The 20,683-nt window shown below is 33.1% G+C and carries 23 protein-coding genes; 7 read left to right on the forward strand and 16 right to left on the reverse strand.

Annotated elements, in window-relative coordinates; all coding sequences use genetic code 11:
• Positions 1-38: 38 nt before the first annotated feature.
• From ACYVEC_RS12220 to ACYVEC_RS12230, 3 genes are read left to right on the forward strand one after another with little or no spacing between them, the layout of a single operon-like run.
• Positions 39-635, forward strand: coding sequence for a bifunctional transcriptional activator/DNA repair enzyme AdaA (locus ACYVEC_RS12220; protein ID WP_063221016.1), 597 nt, complete (start codon positions 39-41; stop codon positions 633-635).
• Positions 616-1,146: a methylated-DNA--[protein]-cysteine S-methyltransferase gene (locus ACYVEC_RS12225; RefSeq protein WP_063221017.1), complete on the forward strand. Its 531-nt coding sequence runs from the start codon at positions 616-618 to the stop codon at positions 1,144-1,146. Before ACYVEC_RS12220 ends, ACYVEC_RS12225 begins: the two co-directional genes overlap by 20 nt.
• Positions 1,143-2,054: a DNA-3-methyladenine glycosylase family protein gene (locus ACYVEC_RS12230; protein WP_063221018.1), complete on the forward strand. Its 912-nt coding sequence runs from the start codon at positions 1,143-1,145 to the stop codon at positions 2,052-2,054. Before ACYVEC_RS12225 ends, ACYVEC_RS12230 begins: the two co-directional genes overlap by 4 nt.
• Before the next feature lie 37 nt (positions 2,055-2,091).
• Here the strand turns inward: ACYVEC_RS12230 and pepT are convergent, their stop codons facing one another.
• Entirely contained in the window at positions 2,092-3,324 is a 1,233-nt protein-coding gene (pepT, locus tag ACYVEC_RS12235; RefSeq protein ID WP_063221019.1) for a peptidase T, read from the reverse strand.
• Positions 3,325-3,519: 195 nt separating this feature from the next.
• Between pepT and ACYVEC_RS12240 the strand changes: the two genes are divergently transcribed.
• Positions 3,520-4,164, forward strand: coding sequence for a YczE/YyaS/YitT family protein (locus tag ACYVEC_RS12240; protein WP_063221020.1), 645 nt, complete (start codon positions 3,520-3,522; stop codon positions 4,162-4,164).
• Between the two features lie 92 nt (positions 4,165-4,256).
• On the opposite strand, the gene ACYVEC_RS12245 is transcribed toward ACYVEC_RS12240, so the two are convergent.
• The 3 genes from ACYVEC_RS12245 to ACYVEC_RS12255 form a co-directional block, all read right to left on the reverse strand.
• Complete coding sequence (locus ACYVEC_RS12245; protein WP_063221021.1) at positions 4,257-4,574, reverse strand: hypothetical protein; 318 nt, start codon at positions 4,572-4,574, stop codon at positions 4,257-4,259.
• Between the two features lie 319 nt (positions 4,575-4,893).
• Entirely contained in the window at positions 4,894-5,469 is a 576-nt protein-coding gene (locus tag ACYVEC_RS12250; RefSeq protein WP_063221022.1) for a histidine phosphatase family protein, read from the reverse strand.
• A gap of 30 nt (positions 5,470-5,499) precedes the next feature.
• Entirely contained in the window at positions 5,500-6,315 is an 816-nt protein-coding gene (locus ACYVEC_RS12255) for an alpha/beta fold hydrolase (protein ID WP_063221023.1), read from the reverse strand.
• Positions 6,316-6,753: 438 nt separating this feature from the next.
• Between ACYVEC_RS12255 and ACYVEC_RS12260 the strand changes: the two genes are divergently transcribed.
• Positions 6,754-9,474 (forward strand): putative bifunctional diguanylate cyclase/phosphodiesterase, encoded by a 2,721-nt coding sequence (locus ACYVEC_RS12260; protein ID WP_275718937.1) that lies wholly within the window; start codon positions 6,754-6,756, stop codon positions 9,472-9,474.
• 98 nt (positions 9,475-9,572) lie between these two features.
• Here the strand turns inward: ACYVEC_RS12260 and ACYVEC_RS12265 are convergent, their stop codons facing one another.
• Genes ACYVEC_RS12265 through ACYVEC_RS12280 form a run of 4 tightly spaced genes read right to left on the reverse strand, consistent with a single transcriptional unit; the run spans position 9,573 to position 12,923 of the window.
• Complete coding sequence (locus tag ACYVEC_RS12265; RefSeq protein ID WP_063221025.1) at positions 9,573-10,637, reverse strand: undecaprenyldiphospho-muramoylpentapeptide beta-N-acetylglucosaminyltransferase; 1,065 nt, start codon at positions 10,635-10,637, stop codon at positions 9,573-9,575.
• 48 nt (positions 10,638-10,685) lie between these two features.
• Entirely contained in the window at positions 10,686-11,003 is a 318-nt protein-coding gene (locus ACYVEC_RS12270; protein ID WP_063221026.1) for a DUF6572 domain-containing protein, read from the reverse strand.
• A gap of 25 nt (positions 11,004-11,028) precedes the next feature.
• Positions 11,029-11,940 (reverse strand): NAD-dependent epimerase/dehydratase family protein, encoded by a 912-nt coding sequence (locus ACYVEC_RS12275; RefSeq protein ID WP_275718938.1) that lies wholly within the window; start codon positions 11,938-11,940, stop codon positions 11,029-11,031.
• Positions 11,937-12,923: a UDP-N-acetylglucosamine 4,6-dehydratase family protein gene (locus ACYVEC_RS12280; RefSeq protein WP_063221028.1), complete on the reverse strand. Its 987-nt coding sequence runs from the start codon at positions 12,921-12,923 to the stop codon at positions 11,937-11,939. Before ACYVEC_RS12280 ends, ACYVEC_RS12275 begins: the two co-directional genes overlap by 4 nt.
• A gap of 296 nt (positions 12,924-13,219) precedes the next feature.
• Here ACYVEC_RS12280 and ACYVEC_RS12285 point away from each other — a divergent pair, with 296 nt between their 5' ends.
• Entirely contained in the window at positions 13,220-14,398 is a 1,179-nt protein-coding gene (locus ACYVEC_RS12285; protein WP_063221029.1) for a DUF2515 domain-containing protein, read from the forward strand.
• Positions 14,373-14,774, forward strand: a complete 402-nt coding sequence (locus ACYVEC_RS12290) for a CBO0543 family protein (protein WP_231428581.1) — start codon at positions 14,373-14,375, stop codon at positions 14,772-14,774. The genes ACYVEC_RS12285 and ACYVEC_RS12290 overlap by 26 nt, the downstream gene beginning before the upstream one ends.
• Before the next feature lie 26 nt (positions 14,775-14,800).
• Here ACYVEC_RS12290 and ACYVEC_RS12295 read toward each other — a convergent pair whose 3' ends face one another.
• From ACYVEC_RS12295 to ACYVEC_RS12330, 8 genes are all read right to left on the reverse strand, one after another.
• A complete protein-coding gene (locus tag ACYVEC_RS12295) occupies positions 14,801-15,658 on the reverse strand; it encodes a PhzF family phenazine biosynthesis protein (protein WP_063221031.1) in 858 nt (285 codons plus the stop codon).
• 165 nt (positions 15,659-15,823) lie between these two features.
• Positions 15,824-16,249, reverse strand: coding sequence for a YfmQ family protein (locus tag ACYVEC_RS12300; protein ID WP_063221032.1), 426 nt, complete (start codon positions 16,247-16,249; stop codon positions 15,824-15,826).
• A gap of 21 nt (positions 16,250-16,270) precedes the next feature.
• A complete protein-coding gene (locus ACYVEC_RS12305) occupies positions 16,271-16,948 on the reverse strand; it encodes an LrgB family protein (RefSeq protein ID WP_098554982.1) in 678 nt (225 codons plus the stop codon).
• A gap of 17 nt (positions 16,949-16,965) precedes the next feature.
• Complete coding sequence (locus ACYVEC_RS12310; protein ID WP_275718940.1) at positions 16,966-17,322, reverse strand: CidA/LrgA family holin-like protein; 357 nt, start codon at positions 17,320-17,322, stop codon at positions 16,966-16,968.
• A gap of 33 nt (positions 17,323-17,355) precedes the next feature.
• Positions 17,356-18,789: a MocR-like pyridoxine biosynthesis transcription factor PdxR gene (gene pdxR / locus ACYVEC_RS12315; RefSeq protein ID WP_063221035.1), complete on the reverse strand. Its 1,434-nt coding sequence runs from the start codon at positions 18,787-18,789 to the stop codon at positions 17,356-17,358.
• A gap of 72 nt (positions 18,790-18,861) precedes the next feature.
• On the reverse strand, positions 18,862-19,635 hold the full coding sequence (locus ACYVEC_RS12320) for an alpha/beta fold hydrolase (protein ID WP_063221036.1): 774 nt from the start codon (positions 19,633-19,635) through the stop codon (positions 18,862-18,864).
• A 23-nt stretch (positions 19,636-19,658) separates the two neighbouring features.
• The gene (gene bshB2 / locus ACYVEC_RS12325) at positions 19,659-20,339 is read right to left on the reverse strand and encodes a bacillithiol biosynthesis deacetylase BshB2 (RefSeq protein ID WP_275718959.1); all 681 of its coding nucleotides are present in this window, start codon (positions 20,337-20,339) and stop codon (positions 19,659-19,661) included.
• 53 nt (positions 20,340-20,392) lie between these two features.
• The gene (locus ACYVEC_RS12330) at positions 20,393-20,584 is read right to left on the reverse strand and encodes a hypothetical protein (RefSeq protein WP_063221037.1); all 192 of its coding nucleotides are present in this window, start codon (positions 20,582-20,584) and stop codon (positions 20,393-20,395) included.
• Between the last annotated feature and the right edge of the window lie 99 nt (positions 20,585-20,683).

Here is a 20,683-nt window from a genome sequence, read left to right on the forward strand (position 1 = left end):
CATTATTCAGGTTATACTAATTTCAGAGGTGATGTTCTTTGCACAATGAAGGGTTTACGTTAACAAGTGAGCATTGGCAAGCAATTATTCATAATGATTCTTCCTATGATAACAAATTCTTTTATGCCGTGAAATCAACCGGAATCTTTTGCAGGCCGTCATGCAAATCAAGAATACCGAATAAAAACAATGTACGAATTTTTCTTCATGCAAATCAAGCATTAAGTGAAAACTTTCGCCCGTGCAAACGTTGTAAACCAAATGGGCTCACTTTACCTAATGAAGAGTGGGTAGAACAAATTAAAAATTATATTGAAAAGCACTTTGAAGAATTACTAACTCTCGACATACTTGCGGAAATGTGCCATGGTAGCCCCTTTCATTTACAACGTACTTTCAAAAAAATGACAGGAATAAGTCCAATAGAATATATACAACAATTCAGGATTGTTAAAGCAGAAGAATATCTATCAAATACAAATCAATCTATTAAAGAAATTAGTACTGCTGTCGGGATAGAAAACCCGGAGTATTTCGCAACTTTATTTAAAAAGAAAACCGGATTTACTCCTACTGAATATCGAAAAAAGAACGAAATGAAAGAGGGATACAATAATGAATTCCTACAAAAATAATTATATATATTGGACACTACTTACACATAAAAATTGGCATTTTCATATTGCTGCGACTGAAAATGGACTATGTTTCATTGGATCACAAAATGAAAACTTTGAAGAATTAAATATATGGGCTAGCAAAAAACTACCCCATCATATATTGATCCATAGTCCAGATTACTTGCAAATATATACGAAAGAAATTATCGAGTATTTAGAAAACAAGCGAGAAACTTTTACATTCCCTATCGATGCTTACGGAACTGACTTTCAATTATCTGTTTGGAATACGGTACGTGAAATTCCTTATGGAAACACATATTCTTATACAGAAATTGCCGAAAGAATTCAAAAACCTAAAGCTGTACGTGCCGTTGCTTCTGCTATTGCTGCCAACCCTCTTCTCATTACAATTCCTTGTCATCGTGTTATCGGGAAGAATGGTAAACTAACTGGTTTTAGAGGGGGATTAGAAATGAAGAAAGAATTGCTTGCATTAGAAAAGTTACAGGTGGAATTCATATGACAGCAAAATATAATAACGCATTAACTTTAGCAGTTCCAACAGAATTTAGTTTCCAAGAAAATTTGCGCTATCTATCCCGCTCTAACAATGAATGTATGTTTCACATTGAAGATAACAAAATTTATAAAGTTATCCCTGTTCACGATGTAAATCCTTTAGTTGAGATTAGTATGAATACGGATGATACTATTCAAATACGTTTTTTAGGAGAATCCTATATCTCTGAAAAGTGGATATGCAACGCTGTAGCTAACTATGTAACTGAATGGTTTGATTTAAATACTGATTTGGCTCCCTTCTATCAATTAGCTAAACTTGATCCACTCCTTCGAGGTCCTATTCAAAAGTTTTATGGACTTCGAACTTTAGGTATTCCTGATTTATTCGAGGCACTTTCCTGGGGAATTATTGGTCAGCAAATTAATCTTACATATGCTTATACGCTAAAAAGAAGATTAGTCGAGACATTTGGAAGTTATGTAGAATGGGACGATAGAAAACATTGGATATTCCCTTCTCCTGAAACGATTGGAAAGCTACATGTAGAAGATCTCAAAAAGTTAAAAATGACAACTAGAAAATGTGAATATTTAATCGGGGTTGCAAAGCTTATTACAGAAGGAAAACTATCAAAAGAATCTTTACTACAAATACAAAATATAAAAATCGCTGAAAAACAATTAACTGCTATACATGGTATAGGACCATGGACTGCCAACTATGTTTTAATGCGCTGTTTACGATTTCCTTCCGCTTTTCCAATTGACGATGTCGGCTTGCACAATGCAATTAAATGCATAACAGGTTCCGAAAGTAAACCGACTAAACATGAAATAAAAGATTTTGCGGCAAATTGGATCAACTGGGAGTCTTACGCAACTTTTTATTTGTGGCGAGTTTTATACTAAAGAACCAAGTAGCACATCTGTACTACTTGGTTCTTTTTTAAGCCTGTTCTTCGAATCGTCTTGCAATTTCTACAATAACTTGAACTGCTTTTTCCATCGTATCTACCGAAACATACTCAAATTTACCGTGATAGTTTTCACCACCAGTGAAAATATTCGGCGTTGGTAATCCCATATATGATAATTGTGATCCATCTGTTCCTCCACGAATTGGATGAATATTTGGTTCAATGTCTAAACTTTTCATTGCTTCATAAGCAATATCAACAATTTCTCTCACCGGTTCGATTTTTTCAAGCATGTTATAGTATTGATCATTCATTTCTAAAACGACTGCATCTTTCCCATACTTCTCTTGCATTTGTTTCACAATATTTTCAATGGTATTTTTACGTGTCTCAAAATTTTCACGATCAAAATCTCGAATAATATAATATGCTTTACTTTGCTCAACATCACCATTTAAAGAGAGTAAATGGTAGAATCCTTCGTATCCTTCAGTATACTCTGGTGCCTCTTCTACTGGTAAATGCCTATTAAACTCCATAGCAAGTTTAGTTGCATTACGCATTTTATTTTTCGCTGTCCCAGGATGTGTATTTGTTCCGTTAAACGTTAACTTAGCACCTGCAGCATTAAAGCTTTCATATTCTAAGCCACCTAATGGACCTCCATCCATCGTATAAGCAAATGATGCACCAAACGCTTCTACATCAAAATGAGCTGGTCCACGGCCGATTTCTTCATCTGGCGTAAATGCCACTCTAATTTTCCCATGCTTAATTTGCGGATTATGTATTAAATAATTCATTGCAACCATAATTTCTGTAAGACCAGCTTTATCATCTGCTCCTAGCAGTGTTGTACCATCAGTTGTAATAATCGTATGCCCTTTATAAGATGGTAATTCTGGGAACTGTTCCGGCGTTAACACAACATTTAGCTCTTCATTTAACGTAATCGCATTACCATCAAAGTTTTCATGAATTTGTGGCTTTACGTTTTTCCCCGTAAAGTCTGTTGCTGTATCTAAATGTGCTAAAAAGCCAATTACGGGAACATCCTTGTCCGTATTAGCCGGAAGTGTTGCCATTACATAACCATTATCATCCATCGTTATCTCTGTTAACCCAATTTCTTGTAGCTCTTCCACTAATAATTTACCAAACTCAATTTGCCCAGTTGTTGTTGGAACTGTATGGCTTTCCTCATTTGATTGCGTATCAATTTTGACATATCTCGTAAATCTTTCAATAAGCTCTTGTTTCAAATTTGTTCACTCCCTTTTATATTTCTTTCTTCATTATAATCCTTAAGACGAAATTTTTTAACTTTTTTGACTCTGAAAGTATATATTCCATTTACATTTTTATAGATTTAAATAAATCAACAGAAGTCATAACATTTGTACATTTAAACTTTAACATGTAACATTCATAATTATAAAATATAGGAGGTATGAAAGATGAGGCTAACCCTCTTTCGCTATTTTCTTTTTTTCTTAGGATTAATTTTCTTTGGCCTTGGAAATGCTCTTGCAGTCAAAGTTAAATTTCTCGGTTTACATCCTTGGGAAGTTTTAAACATGGCTCTCTACCAAAGGTTTGGATGGACGATTGGTACGTGGAGTGTCATATGTGGGTTATGTCTCGTTCTCATTTCTTTACTAGTAGATCGAAAATATATAAATGTGGGAACATTTTTAAATGCACTACTTATCGGTCCTATTATGGACTTTTTCTTACAATCAAATATTCTTCCAAATGCTAGTGATTATTTATGGATAAACTTACTCATTTTATTTTCTGGTATTGCCATTACAGGTATCGGTGGAGGTATGTATGTTGCAGCTGGAATTGGCGCTGGACCTCGTGATGGATTCATGCTTACTATTTCCGATAAAACAGGTCTATCTATTAGCCGTGCTCGAATCATTGTAGAATGCGTTGTACTAGTTATTGGATTTATGCTCGGTGGTCCTGTTTTTATCGTAACTTTTCTATACACTTTTATTCAAAGTCCAATCTTTCAGCAATCATTTAAAATGTTTCAAACACTCCTACATACTTTACAAAACAAAAACAAAGAGCAAATTAATGAAAATTTATAAAACACAACTTCATACAAATAAATTCACCCTATCTACGATTCTCACCGCAAATAGGGTGTTTCTTTTTTTATCTCACAGTTTAAGAATATATACTATTTATTCACAATAAAAGTATATACATCATCATAAATACAACCGTTTACTCTAATAACATACTTCCCGGGTTTACTAAAACGAATTGTGTATTTATTTAGCTGAATTGCTTCTTTATCTCCAGAAAGAATATCAATACTTCTACCACTCAATACATAAAATTCACTTTGATTCATTGTTACATCAATTGTATTGAAATTTCCTTCTTTCACCTGCTGTGTTTCCGCAGCGCTTACACTTGGTTCTAAAAACAGTAGCCCACTTAATCCAATCGTACCCGCTAAAGCTACTCCCGCAAACTTTTTAATCTTTTTCATCACAATGCCCTCCTTATAAATTTTGTGTAAAGGCGATATTCCCCTTTACACCACAAAGCCTATATGTAATGAAATGAAAAGTAAACGGGGACCGTAAGACAAAATTCTACATCTTTTTTTCCAATTGAATAGAAATCCAACGTTTGGAGTTTTGTCACATTTAAAATTGTTTCCTTAAGACAACTTCCATTTGTATTATTCAGAATTTGAATAATTACTTATTGATTTAACATTCTAAAAATAGTTGATAAAAATGCATTCTATTAAAAAAGAGTGTGTTTTATAAGTACGAATTAAAACACACTCCATATATTCAGTTTCATTCTCCTATCCATAATTTTTCTACATTCAATAATTGTTCATCATTAAATTCCAGCTTATATATGTCGGGCTTTGATGTATTTATAAGAAATTCAAATCCGTATTGATTATCAAAGCAATTCATCATTAAAGTCATTACAAGTCCATGTGTGCCAATTACAATTTTTTGCCCTTGAAAATCCATTAATATTTCCTTTAACACTTTCACTACCCGTCTCTGACAATCCTTATATGACTCTCCTTCCATATGTGCAAAGTCAGGATTAGAGAACATCTTCTTTACAAGTGGATACACCTCTTTATCTGGTATAATCTGATCCTCACTTACAAACCTACATTCTTTGAGATTTTCATATACTATTATTTCTTTTTCATAGAAATTAGCTGCCGCTTCAATCGTTAACATAGCCCGATTATAAGGACTTGAAATAAAAGTATCAATTCCCTCCATTTTTAATACGTCAGTCACTCTATGAGTATCCATTTTTCCTTTTTCAGTTAATCCCCGTGTTCTTTCACTCCCTTCTAATCTTGGTGATTCACCATGCCTAACCATATAAATATATGTATTCATACTTCCTCCTTGAAAATGTTCATTCGTTTTTTATAAACTTTGCTGATCTGTTCGTCTAATCCATTCTCCTACTAAACTCTCGAATAATTCAGGCTGTTCAATTTGCAAATTATGCCCTGCCATATCTAACACTGCTAATGTCGCTCTTGGATAATCATCAATAATTCCTATAATATCTTGATAACCGACCGATATATCTTGTCTTCCGGCTAATAAAAGAACGGGTTTCTCATATTCCTTACGGTGAAAATCCATAGTAAGAGAGTAATTTTTTTGCAACCTTTCAATAAATTCATAATTAGCAACATCTAACCCTGGCTTAATTTCTTCTTTAAATCGCTTATATGTATATTCATTCGCGACCACCGCTAACTCGCAAAACTCTTCTCTATCAGTGGAAGTTAGTGTATTTAAAAACTCCTTATCCTCTACAATTACCTGTTTATTCGGACGAGTCCTTTTTTCTTGCTCCGCTACAACAACAGGGCATACTAATAGTAATCCATTAACTCTTTCGAACAGCTTTGTGAGTATACCTCTAGCTAAATATCCGCCATAGGACTCCCCTACTAATAAAAAGCTTTTCGATGGAATGATTTTTTCAATACATCCAATTAACAGTTCTAACATATGATCTGAACTATTTATCCAATCCGGAGCATTCGATTTCCCCATGCCAGGTAAATCAATATATATTCTTTGGTAACCTTTATATTTTGCGAATACTGATTCCATGCATCTCTGCATTAACCTATGATCAGGAGCACAGCCATGTATGATAATGACTGGTTTACCCTCTCCCACAATTTCATAGTATACTTCTGCACCTTTCATTCGAAATAACATAAAAATCTCTCCCTATTTAGTAAAGATGCTATCCACTCTGTAAGAATACACGTTCTTATTTTATATCTCCATTTAATATTTTTACAAATGTTAATTTTCAGACTGAAAATTAAAACCTTACTTAAAATAGCCTATAACAATCAAAAATCAGCTAGAAAAAAGATTCTCATCATTTTATATGCAATTGTGCATCTCCACTTACAAATCACTAAAAAACCTTTACAATTCAAAGGATGATTAAATATACAATTCCCATTTAAAATCTTGATAAAGCACATATTATTAAAAACAATATTTTTTTAATTTTAAGAAGTATTACACTTTTCAACACTTTCCTTATAAACATGATTTTTATAAGGAAATCTGATACAATTCTTAAATAATATTATTATGTATAGATATTACGAATATAGTGCATAATTAAAGAAGGTGATTTTATTGAAATTAAATAAAAATTTACAACTATGTATATTAATTGGAACATTAATATGTTATTCAATCTATTTTATGTTTTTTTATCTGTTCCCCACTCATTTTTCAAATTCAGATGTACGCTTCGCTTCACTTATTGTTGAAGCTATTACATTTGTGTCACTCATTTACTCTATATATTCTAAAAAAGTCAGTTCAAATCCGTTTTGGATATGTATCACAATAGCAATTGGTAGTTTTTTATTAGGAAAAATAGTATATACATATCAAGATAGCTTCTTCGAAATTCCAATACATCGTTTTACTATTTCTGATGTATTTTACATGTTTTTTCTACTCTTTTGTCTTATCGCTTTCAGTTATAAAATCTTAAAAGAATGCGATAAATGGGAAAAAGCGTTCTTTATTTGTGATATATGTATAGTACTTACTTCCATATTCACATTAGAGTGGTATTTATTTAATCAACCAAATTTAAATATATTCTCTCTTTCACTAGGAGATGTTTTTCTTTCATTTCTATATCCAATTGCAGATTTATTATTTCTTTTACTAGGTGTTAGTCTCTTTTTCCGTCCAACCATTTTTAATTCGAAACGGAAAATTTACATCTTTATTTTTGTATTAATAAGTTCTGCAACTTTTAACTATATTTATTTTTACCTAAATAACCATTTATCAACTGAAACGATAACATTATTACGTCTTTTATATAGAATACCTATATTACTTATTGCAATAGCTGGATCTATTTCAGAAGATCGTAATAGTCATAAAAATTATTTCATTGTAAACCCTATAATAGGAAAAAAAGCTCTAGTTGTATTTCCCTATCTTGCTGTTGCAATACTAATCGGGTTTACATTAAAAGAACAAACAGCATCTTCAACTCTCATTATAGGAAATTGTATTACTTTCATTTTCGTACTCATTCGTCATTCTATTGTACGTATGCAAAACAATTCCCTAACCAAACGTTTACAGGCATTTAATGCTCAACTAGAAGAAAAAGTTACTTTACGAACTTCTGATTTAGTTTATAAATCAGAGGCTCTATCTCAAAAACAACAAAAATTCAAATCATTATATGAATATCACCCTGATCCTATTTTTACAATTGATTTAAATGGAGTATTCTTAAATGTAAATACAGCTGGAAATATACTACTTGGAGCACCAACAGATGAGTTACTCGGTGAAACTTGTTTTTCGATTATTTTAGATGAAGACAAATATAAACTAGCATCAGCATTAGAAAAAGTGAAACAACAAGAATCGGCATCCTTGCAACTACGTTCTCAATATAAAGATGGCTTTACTTATTTTTTATACGTTACCATCGTCCCTATTATGATAGACGGGCAAATTTCAGGAAGTTATATTATGGTGAAAGATATTACTGCACTAAAAAAGCAGCAAGAAGAAATAAAATATTTAGCATTCCATGATACTGTAACGAAAATTGGGAACCGTGCCTTTTTCCATAAGAAATTAAAAAGAGTTATAAAACATGCTAAAACGACAGAAAGCGAGTTTGCACTATTATATTTAGACTTAGATCGCTTTAAAGCAATTAACGATACACTTGGACATTCGGCAGGAGATCACATATTAGAAGAAGTAGCGAAGCGATTCCAATCATGTCTTCCATCACATACTCATCTGTCAAGAATCGGTGGTGATGAGTTTACAATCTTAATTGAAAATTATACTGACGAAGATGCCTTATTCGAGTTATGTAATCAATTATTTAAAAGCATAGAAAAGCCGTTTGTCATATATGAGCATACATTAACTTTATCACTGAGTATCGGTATCGCTATTTATCCACATTCTGGAATCGATACTGCTACACTTTTGAAAAACGCTAATGTTGCAATGTATGATGCAAAGACAAGAGAGCTTAACGCTGTCTCTATTTATGACGATGTAATCGCTAAAAAAATTGAAAGACGATTACGATTAGAAAAAGATTTACCAAATGCAATACAAAATGAAGAATTGTTCGTTTTGTATCAACCTCAAGTTGATAGTGAATCTAATAAAATTATCGGTGCAGAAGCTCTAATTAGGTGGAATCATCCTGAATTAGGCGTTATTTCTCCATACGAGTTTATTCCAATTGCAGAAGAAACACTACAAATTATTCCAATAGGAAAATGGACATTAGAGCAGGCTTGTGAGCAAATGAAACGTTGGCACGCACTCGGATATTCACATTTAAAAATAGGTGTAAATTTATCTGCTAAAGAATTTGAACAAGAGGATTTTGTAAAGTCTATTTCTTCTACTTTAGCAAATACAGGTTTACCAGCAAGTTCTCTCGATCTTGAGTTAACAGAGCGAATTGCAATGATGGATGAGCGAGAAACATTGATAAAATTGCGTACACTAAAAAGTTTAGGGATTCACATTTCAATCGACGACTTTGGTACAGGCTATTCTTCGCTAGCTTACTTACCTTTATATCCAATCGATACATTAAAAATTCCAAGAGAATTTATTACAATGTCTGAAACATGTGACGATGGAATGGAAATTATTAAAACGATCATCACATTAGCAAATACATTAGGAATGTCTGTTATTGCTGAAGGTGTAGAAACGAAAGAACACGTGAATTTCCTTCAAAAAAATAAATGTCAGTTTATTCAAGGTTACTATTATAGTAAACCTATCCATACTAATGCATTTACTGAGCTATTAGAAATCGGGATTCACCCATAGTACATAGCCAATCTGGATAAGTACTAATGAATTTGAACAACTATAGTAAAAAGGAAAGAAGATATCTTCTTTCCTTTTGTTTTTTATTTACATCTCTATTACTTCACGACTTCATTGATTATATCTATTAATTGATGAATCCCCTCATTATTGGTTTTCTTATATCCATTCATGTTTTGAATATATCTCTCCTTATTTGTATACAACTTATTTACTGCATGTATAAATGTATTCGTACTTACTCTGTCTTGGAGTATAACTTCCGCATATCCTTGCCGAGAAAAATATTCAGCATTTAAAACTTGATCTCCTCTACTGGAACTGTTAGTTAACGGGATAAGCAACATCGGTTTCTTCAAGAATAGCAATTCAGAAATAGCAGTAGAACCCGCTCTGGAAATTACAACACTCGCCATATTTAGTATATGCGGCAACTCTTCCCCTATATATTCGAATTGCATATAACCTTCCATGCCAATAGATGAATCTACCTTCCCTTTACCGCACATATGAACAATATTAAAATTTAATAACAATGTTTCCAAACTTTTTCTTACCATATTATTTATCCATTGAGCACCTTGACTCCCACCCATAATTAACAATACTGGTTTATCTTGCTGAAATTTACAATAACTTCTCCCTCGTAATACGTTACCCTTCTCAAGTTCTCCCCTTACAATTGGTCCTACATAAACCTTCTTCTCATTACTTACATTTTCTCCTGTCTGAGGAAATGTTGTGCATAGCTTTGTAGCAAAAGGTAATGCTATTTTATTGGCAAGTCCTAATGTGCTATCTGGTTCACGTATAATTATAGGCACACGATTTAACCATGCCCCTATAGCAACAGGAACTGAAACAAATCCTCCTGCTGAAAAGATAACATCAGGCTTTATTTTCTTAATCAACTTATAGCTTTGTAAACAACCGTGTATAATTTTGAAAGGATCTTTAAAGTTCTCCAAATCCCAATATCTCCTAAGCTTCCCCGTTGAGACACTATTGTATTTAACATTTTGCACTAATGATTTTTCAATACCATTTTTGGATCCAATATACTCAACTCTCCATCCTTGCTCTATAAATTTAGGAATTAATACAATATTAATCATAACGTGTCCGGCTGTACCGCCCCCAGTAAAGAGAATCTTTTTATTCATAATTTATATCCACCTTTATTATTAAAAATCTAGCTTTATATTAGCCTTTTAAATGTAAATAACTTTATCATTTATATAAATATTTAACTCCACCTCTATATCTTTTAAAAGATCTTTAATGAGTTCATAAAAATCATTTCCATACTCACTACACTCATATTGAGCAAAGACTTGAATCACATACCTAGTTTCCGCCTCTAATGCTGACTTTAGTCGATTAACTCTTTCTTCTTCTACATACGCTCGATATTTATTTATTGCCTCTGAAAGATGCAAAACATGTGCTTCTTCATCCCTCCAGTCCAGCGTATCAACAATTGAAAGAAATAGCATATTTTGATTATCTATTACTTCATAACCATTCATATATTTCTTACACCCTTTTTATTTTTCATTGAATGCAGATGTCATTACACTTTGCATACTCAAGTACATCTTTTAATGATTGATGAAATTGAATTTCTGGGATCCAACCTAATCTTTTTATTTCCTCTATTTCTAGACTCTCATTTGAGTCGCTCCCACTTTTCACTGTTTCTTCTATGAAAAAATTTAGCTTTGTTAATTCTTTATATTGTTCTAGTACATTTAATAAAGATCGTTTCACTCCTGACCCGACATTATATTGTTTTCCATTTATTCCATCTCGTAATAACACATGATACGCTTTAACCGCATCACGTACATCTAAAAAATCCCTGCTATCTTTCAAACTGTTTACTTCAATAATGGCTTTACTTCTACCTGATTCTATATCTATCATTTTTTTTGCGAGAATCGAACAAATGCCATTTGATACTCCTGGACCAATTAAGTTTGAGGGCTTTGCAATAATAATATTTGAATCCATTAATCCGCCCCAAGCCTCTGCAATAATGACTTGCATCGTTTTACTTAAACTATATGGATTTGAAATTTTTATTTCGTTTATACTATCTGCTTGCAAAGCAGATCCTATAACTAACGTTCTACAATGTGGTGCTTCTTGCTTAATTGCTTCTAATAAATATAACGTCCCTATTACATTAATCTCTACATATTCAAGTGCAGCTGTCCAAGACTCTATGACCGAATTCCTTCCTGCTAAATGCAATACATAATCTGGCTTTATTTGTTTAATCACCTTCATTACTTCGCTCTTATTTGTTAAATTACAAGTAATACCATTTTCATTTTTTTCTCTATGTGTACAATTTTGAAACATAGGAATTACATGAAAGCCCTGCTCTAAAAAATATTGGCAAGCATGGCGTCCTGTAAAACCATTTGCACCTGTTATTAAAAGGCTCGCATTATTTTTCATTGTAAAAAACCTCCCTTTAATAACATTTGTTTCACCTCATGTTTTGCAAGTAAGTCTTGTTGTGAGCTAAAACTCTTCACATCCACAAGCGGATAACTAGCATAATATTCTTGAAGCCCTTCTATAGGCATAGTCGGTAGTACCACAAAATAATTTTGATCAAAACTTATACTCGTTTTACTCTCTACCTCAGATAAAAGCATTTCACTTAATTTTTCACCCGGCCTTATCCCTATCTCTGTTAACTTCACATTTTCTTTTTTTGAATCTTCAATTAACACTTCTGCTAAATCTGTTATTTTACATGCCGGCATTTTCATAACAAAGATTTCCCCGCCTCTACCTTGATATACGGCTTTAAATAACAATCCAACAGCATCTTCAATTGTTAAGAAAAATCTAGTCATATTTGCATCGGTAATCCCTACTTGTGAAGATTTTTTAATTTGTTTTTTAAAAAGCGGTACCACACTTCCACTCGTCCCTAAAACATTTCCACCACGAACACAAATGAATTTTGTTTTCTTCGTTTGTACATTCGCATGAACCATTAACTTCTCACCAATTGCTTTTGTCATCCCATACGTATTTGATGGATCGGCTGCTTTATCCGTTGAAACATATATAACTTTCTCAACTTGCATCTGTATAGATGCTTCAATTACATTTTGCGTACCATGTATATTAGTTTTTATAGCTTCATAAGGATAATACTCACATACTGGAACGTGTTTTAAAGCTGCAAGATGGAATACATAATGTACACCTTGGCATGCATAGATTAATTGATGCTTGTCACGAATATCTCCAATAATAAATTTTAATCTATCATCATTTATAAACTGTTGCTGCATTTCAAACTGAACCGTTTCATTTCTTGAAAAAACCCTAATTTCTTTCGGTGATTTTTCTAATAGTTGTTTTATAAGTTCATGTCCCCACGAACCTGTGCCACCAGTGATTAAAATTATTTTATCTAGCATTTCTTTTCCTCCTACCAAGCATTTCAATTAAAATTTATTGAATTATTTTCAATTGATTCAAATCATAATCGTCGTTTGTTACATTTAATTGACAAAATAAAAAAAACGAAACTATTAAATATAGTTTCGTTTTTTCATTTCACCTTACAACAGTAAGATTTTTTATACTGTTTGCATGATAACTAAATTCCCTGTAAAAAACACCGCTCATTTATTTCTTATACTCGTAATAAAATAAATAGAATGATTCATAGCCAATAGTCATGTTTAAATTTATGAAAAAGGGAGGTAACGAAATGTACCGAAGCAATTCAAATTATACATATAACGGACCTTCCAAAGCACTGCCTCTCTCCCTATTTGATGTAAAAAATGAATTGAAACAAAAAAGCAAACTCATTCATTCTGGCACGATGTATAAATTAACGAAAGAAGAGCAACTCATTATTAACAACATAAAAATACAAACAGAACAGCTAAATAAAAATAATGTTACAAGAACACGCGCATACTACCAATTTTACATTCAACATCCAGAAATACATTGGGCACTACTTGGACATATGGTATCACGTAACGGCGGTTGGAATATGACTGATTTAAAGGGCGATTTATATACGAGAATTTTATCAGAGAAAGATCAAATTACATTTTTTTCTTTTTTAGAAAGAGGGAATTGGCTTATTTTCCAAGATGTTTATCCTCAATTTTTGCTGTACGAACAAAGTTTAAAAAAATCACAAAAGCTATTTCACCTTCTCCCTCACCTAAATGTTTCTACATTTATGGAAACGATGTGGAACGATTTTTGGAAAACAGGTAATAAAAAAACATTAGCGATTGCAACTATTATTAATGAACAAAACTATTTAGAAAAAAGAGTGATTCAAAATGTACACTTTAAAAAGACGGTACTAAATAGTATTGGATTTAAACTCTTTGATTTTTTTCAGTTTAATCATATCCTTTTCCCATTCTACGAAAATGATAAGAAACAAAAAGTATTACTATTTGGTGATACAATGAAGCATTTTACTTCCTTACATGAACGAATCTTAATCGGAAAAAGGTTGTATTCATTATTATTTCGGGATACACATGTTTTATCCCAAATAATAAGCTGGGCTCAACATCATCCGCATACAGGATCAAGGAAAGATTACTGGCCCCATTTATTTTCAAGTGTAAATGAAACTTTTTCCCGTGAATTTTATAAGCGCCGAATAAAGAAATGCCAGTTGCGTAATGGCGCTTATCGTATATACAGCCCTGCACTCAGCTACGCATGGCGAGATATTGAGCATGAAGAAGTTGACAGTGAAGATTGGTTTACGGACTGGCAAGTTGTAAATTACTTAGTGGATAAGGAGGAAAATATAAATGGACAAATTACAGAAGACTACTGTAAAACGCTCGAAAAAATTGAACTTGCCATTCTTGCAAAGAAAAATGTTCTCCTTCGAGAAGACGAATAACCTTTTCGCACTAGTTATTACAATCTTACTCTCTTCTATTATCGGGACTTACTTAGATGCTTTCTTTATTGCGAAACAAATATATTCCTTTCCGGTTAGACCCTTTCCCTCCATATTTTCAGTTAACATCGGCTTTACTTTGTTTGTACTACCAATTTTAACAACGACTTTTATACAAATTTCAAAAACATTATCTGTATTTTCTAGGACTCTATTTATTGTTGCAATAGGTATTTGTGCCAGCATTTTTGAACAGATTGCTGAAAGATTAGGTTTCTTTATTCATAGCGTAGATTGGAATCATACATACTCTTTATTTGGTTATATGATTTTCTTTTCTTTTATTTGGAAAATATATTATTTCATACAAAAATAAAGAGACCCTTATAAATCTCTTTATTTTCACTCAATATTTTCTACATTTAAATACTTAGTTTCACAGTAATAGCCTTTGCCGCCAACATAAACTTTTTCTACTTTATTGTTGCTATTGGTTGCTAATGTAACTAATATTTCAGAAGGCGAGTGTACAGAATAACCTTGTTCAAATACATAGACTTCTTTTTGCAAGTTGTGCTGTTCATAAAGGTAGCAAGCTAATGCACCGTTTGAAGTTCCAGTCGCTGCTTCTTCATTGATATCGTATAGTGGAGCAAAATTTCTGCATATAATACGATTGTCATTAAAAGTATATAGATGCATCCCGACAACATTATAATACTTGCTGATTTCTTTAATTTTTTCAAAATTAGGTTGCAGTGTATGTAATTGTGTTTCGCTTTTTATAGGAATTAAAATATCTTTTAGACCCGTGGAGACAATTTGAATTGGGTATGTATTGTCTATAGCTTTAATGTCAAAACAGTCGATGAACTCGTTTGGAGATACAACATCATAGAATATCGGTTTGTTTTGTTCCATGAATATGATGTCATCTTTTATGGTAATAGTAAGAACACCGCTGTTCGTTTCAATCGTATAGCGATTCCTGAAAAGTTTATTTAAATGCATCAGTATCGCGAAAGAGCCAATTGTGGCATGACCACATAAATCAACTTCTTCTTTTGGTGTAAAATACTCAAATTTATAATCAGCAATTTCAGATTCTGATATAAATGCGGTTTCCGCATAGCCCAGTTGTTTGGCTATTGCCATTTTTTGAGTAGTGGTCAATGTATTCTCAATAAATACCACTCCTGCTTTATTTCCACCTTTATGATCCTTGCTGAATGCACTTGCAACATAGACGGATATTTCCATAAGACACCTTCCTTCCTCACTTGTAGTAAATTGTAGCATAGAAAGCACTACGTATAAATATTGTTGGATAAATTTCCCATAAAGCAAGAGACAAACTATTTTTTAGCATCTGAACTCTCAAAAAATAGTTTGTCTGCAGTCTGAGAGATCCTTATAGATCTCTTCTTAAGCATAATCTTTGGTTACCATTAATGATGTAGGGTTTTGAAGACTTTTTGAACGTAAACGATAGGCAACGATTTTCTTCTTATATTGCTTTATTACATCAACGTGTTCCTCATAGCTATACAGAGAAAACCTAATCTCTTTATTCCCTTTCTTCGTATTAATAACAATTGGTATGCCTTCCCCGTACGGTGGAAAATAATGTTTATCTAAAAATAAAGCCTCATTAAATTCATGAATAACTTGTAATTTCATTTCTCCCTCTATATTTTTTCCATCTATCGATATAGAGGTATTCTCCGCCTCAAGCTTTTGATGCAATTCAAATCTACTAATAATTGATTCTACAACAGAAGTGGGCATACTAGAAACTAATACTTTAATAGCTCCAAAAATAAATAATGTAACTATAAACCATGTTGTCATTTTCATCATCTCCATTACATTTTAAAATATAAATTTCGTTCCATACGGTATGACTATACTAATAAGTATTCCGGTTACAATCATCGTCACCGAACCAATCGTCGCTTCCTTCTCGCCTTCCTTCACGAGACGGCTCACACCGATAATATGTGAGGCGCAACCCATTCCCACTCCTTTTCCAATCGTGCTCGTTATACGGAAAAACTTAAGTACCGTTGGTCCGATAATAGCACCTGTGATTCCTGCAACAACTACAAAACTAGAAGTCATAGATGGAATACCACCAATTTGATCCGCTAATGAAATAGCAATAGGCATCGTCGCTAATTGCGGGAGTGTTGTTAATATGAGTTCCTTATCTATATTCAACATCTCACCAATCACTACATTCATACTCGTTAAAGCCACTATACCTACCGCTACACCGATAAGTATCGAAAAAAAGTTTTTCATAAGTATTTTTCGCTCTTTAAATAAAGGTATCGCTAACGCTACAATTGCAGGACTCAATAAACCGGAAAGAATGTCTCCCCCATTTTCCCTATACTCATGATGAGAAATATCAAAAGTCAGAAATAAACAAATCATAATTGCCGTAACTGTTAACACTGGTAATGTAAATGGAAACGGAAATTTTTTATATAACTTTGTCGCCAATACATACATTACTACAGTAATAATAATGAAGACCGTTTGCATCGTGCACCTTGTCGATTTTATTTTTTTGATGTTACTAATAATTGACTTATATACCCTGAAACAATCAAAGTCACTACTGTACTTACTACTACTAAAAGGAATATACTACTCCCCTTACTGAAAAGAAAAGACCCGTATTCCATCAGCCCTGTTGTCGAAGGAATTAGAAATAACGGTAAAAATACTATTAATTTTTCCGCACCTTCCTCAAACCACTTTAATGGTACAATACGAGTAGAAAGGAGTAGAAACAGCATTAACATCCTTATTAAACTTCCTGGCATTGATAGATGGAACACTCCCTGAATCCACGTACCAACTAAGCCAAATACATATAACACGCCTACTTGAAGTAAAAGCGTCACGTACTTCATTTCTTTTCCTCATTTCAATATTACGCATCACTATTATGAAATTTCATTTAACGTTTCCGCAAACCTCGTAATTCCCAGTTGAATTTGTTCGACATCTACTCTCCCAAAAGTAAATCGAATATATTCACTCTTAGTACCTAAAACACTTCCTGGGACAAACGCTACACCATTTCGTATAGATTCACCTAATAAATGATATTCATCAAACGTTCCTTGCACTTTGCACCATAAATGTATTCCACCCTCTGGAACAAAAAATTCAACCTGGTCCCCTAATATTTCTTCAAGCTTTCTAATTAACGCATCTCTTCTTTCCTTTAATTGTCCACGAAGCATTGTAATATGAGCATGAAAATCTTCTGATTCTAAAAATTGATTTGCCACCCACTGCGTAAATACGCTATGTCCAAAATCAACTTGCTGCTTCGCATCCGCTAAGCGTTCTATTACACGCGTAGGGCCAATTACCCAACCAATACGTAATCCTGATGCAACAATTTTTGATAATGAACTTACATAAAGAACATTTCCGTTTTGATCCATTGATTTTAATGTTGGATTCACTTCTCCATTAAAAGAAGTTAAACTATACGGATCATCTTCTACAATCGGTATACCAAATTCAGAAGACAACTCTAAAATCTTTTTACGTCTCGCTAATGAAAGCACAGTACCCGTTGGATTTTGATAATCTGGATTTAAAAACACCATACGAATACGATGCTTTTTATGCAAATCAATTAAGTCATCTGGATTCATTCCATGCTGATCTACAGGTAAATGGAATATTTTTAAGCCAGCAGATTTAAACATCGGCAATGAGAAACAATACGAAGGGTCCTCAATTGCAATCGCATCGCCAGGTTTTAATAAGCATTGAACGATAAGATTAAGTGCCTGTTGTGCTCCAGATGTAATAAGGATAGAATTTGAATCTGCTTCAATTTGTTTATATTGCTGAACATGTGCTGCAATTGTTTTTCGCAACATTTCATTTCCAAGTGGATGGTCATAACCGAGGTTTTCCATAAATGTTTTCTCCGACAAAATCGTTCGGAATCTATCACTCGGAATTAATTCTGGTGACAATTCACCACTCGCTAAATTAATTAAGTCATCTTTTTGTGTTTCCGTCCTAATTTGTTGAACGAGTGGTACATTAGGTAAGAACGATCCATCCTCAACGTACCTACCCCAGTTCGGTATTCGTTTATGTGAAACACCCCATATGTCTGTATTCACCCTTGTTCCGCTTCCTTTTTGCCGTTCTACTACTCCAAGTGATTTTAATTCTTCATATGCAGCTACTATTGTACTCCGGTTCACCTGTAACTCTTTTGCTAACATACGCTCAGAAGGTAACTTGCTATCAGAAGGAAACTCACCTGAAGAAATACCCCTTTCAATATAATCCGCTATTTGTTTATATACAGGCGTTTTATCTGCACGATTTGGTTTCCATTCCATATAGTTGCCTCCTCTCAAAACTAACTATATTTTACTCACTAATAACAGTATTGACTGTAATAATAGTATTAATTAATTAATTACATGATTTAAAAATCTTTCTACCGTCATATTAAAGCTGCTCGGTTGTTCTAAATAAGGTAAGTGTCCACTATTTTTAAACTCAATAAAAGTTGTATTTTTCAAACGTCTTTCAAACTCTCTTACATATTTCTCGGGGACAAAATCATCATGTTCCCCTCTTATAATTAAAGCGGAACATGAAATATTCAAAAGAAATGGTCTTTGATCATAATCTACTAATTCAGCAAATAATCTTTGAATATGCACCGGATTAATAAACTGTAAAGATTGATAAAACCCCCTGACAATTACTTCATTATTTGCTACTCCCATCGCCTTCAACAATGTATCCGCCCATGTTTTCCCGTTATCATGTAAGCTAAGTAAATCATATACTTCAAGCCGTTTCTTTCGATCTTCAGGCTCCAAATAGGGAAATGCATTTACAATAATTAAACTAGAAACAAAGTCTGGATATTGAATAGCAAAATCAATACCTACCCTAGCTCCTTTTGAAAGTCCACAAATGACTATTTTTTGTAACTTTAAATAATTGCATAACTCATACAAAACATTTACATATTCTTTAAAGTTAATTTCTAGCCCTTCAGATTTTCCATGACCTGGTAAATCAAGAGAGATTACTGTCCATTTCCCCTTGAAATATTGCCTTTGATATAACCAATTATTTGCGTTTCCTCCAAGGCCGTGTAAAAACAATATGACAGGACCCGACCCTTCTATATTGTAAAAAACCTTTCGATTCTTATATTCAAAATACATATTCATCACCTTCTGCTGTAGCATCACTTATTTTTATCTTTGAATGGATATATCCAAAACGGTTCTCTTTCTAACCACTCGACTGTTTCTGGTACACCATCGTCATACTCTCTTTTCAGTTCCGTTACTTTAGTCGCAAATTGTGATGCATGTGCTTGCAATGCTTCTAGCTTTTTTGGAACATATTCTTTTACTTCATTTTTAAAATGTGGCGGACCTATTTCCACTTCATGACTATTTGAAAAAGCTACCGCATAAAATGTTGGCCTTTTATTTTCAGGAATATTAGATAACGCTTCAACCACCGCTTCTCCTGTTGCATCATGATCTGGATGAACTGCATACCCCGGATAAAAAGAAATGACCAATGAAGGATTCAATTCTTCTACACATTTTTGTATTACACGTCTTAACTCTCCAGGAGTTTCAAATTCAAGAGTTTTATCACGATATCCCATCATACGTAAATCTTTAATCCCTAAAATATTTGTAGCGCTCTTTAGTTCTTTCTCTCTTATAGCATATAACGATTCACGTGTTGCAAAAGGCGGATTTCCCATCGCTCTCCCCATTTCACCTAGCGTTAAACAAACGTAAGTTAAAGGAACATTCCGCTGAGCGTAAGCCAAAATTGTACCTGCCACGCAATATGACTCATCATCTGGATGCGGAAAAACAATTAAAACGTGGCGTTCATTTTTTATCAAAATCATACTCCTCCATCGTACACCATATTAACCTTTTTCTTTAAAAACTATTAAATCACTACCGCATACCACGTTACTCCAACAAGTAGTACGAAAAGAAGGATAATATAAATAGTTGATAAGTTTTTTACATTTTTCTTTGTGGACTTTCCGTAATTCTCCTCCACATTTCGTGCAACTAGTACGGTCCCAAACAGTGATACAATTACAATAATAACGACTAGTGAAATCGCAAAGCTCATTGTATTTTCACCTCTCTAAGGCTAGTCTATTTTTATTAAGAACTTCCTCTTTAAAACGTTGATAACATACTACCTTTCTTCTCTTATCATAATAGATGT

The organism is Bacillus sp. MN7755 (assembly GCF_054771475.1).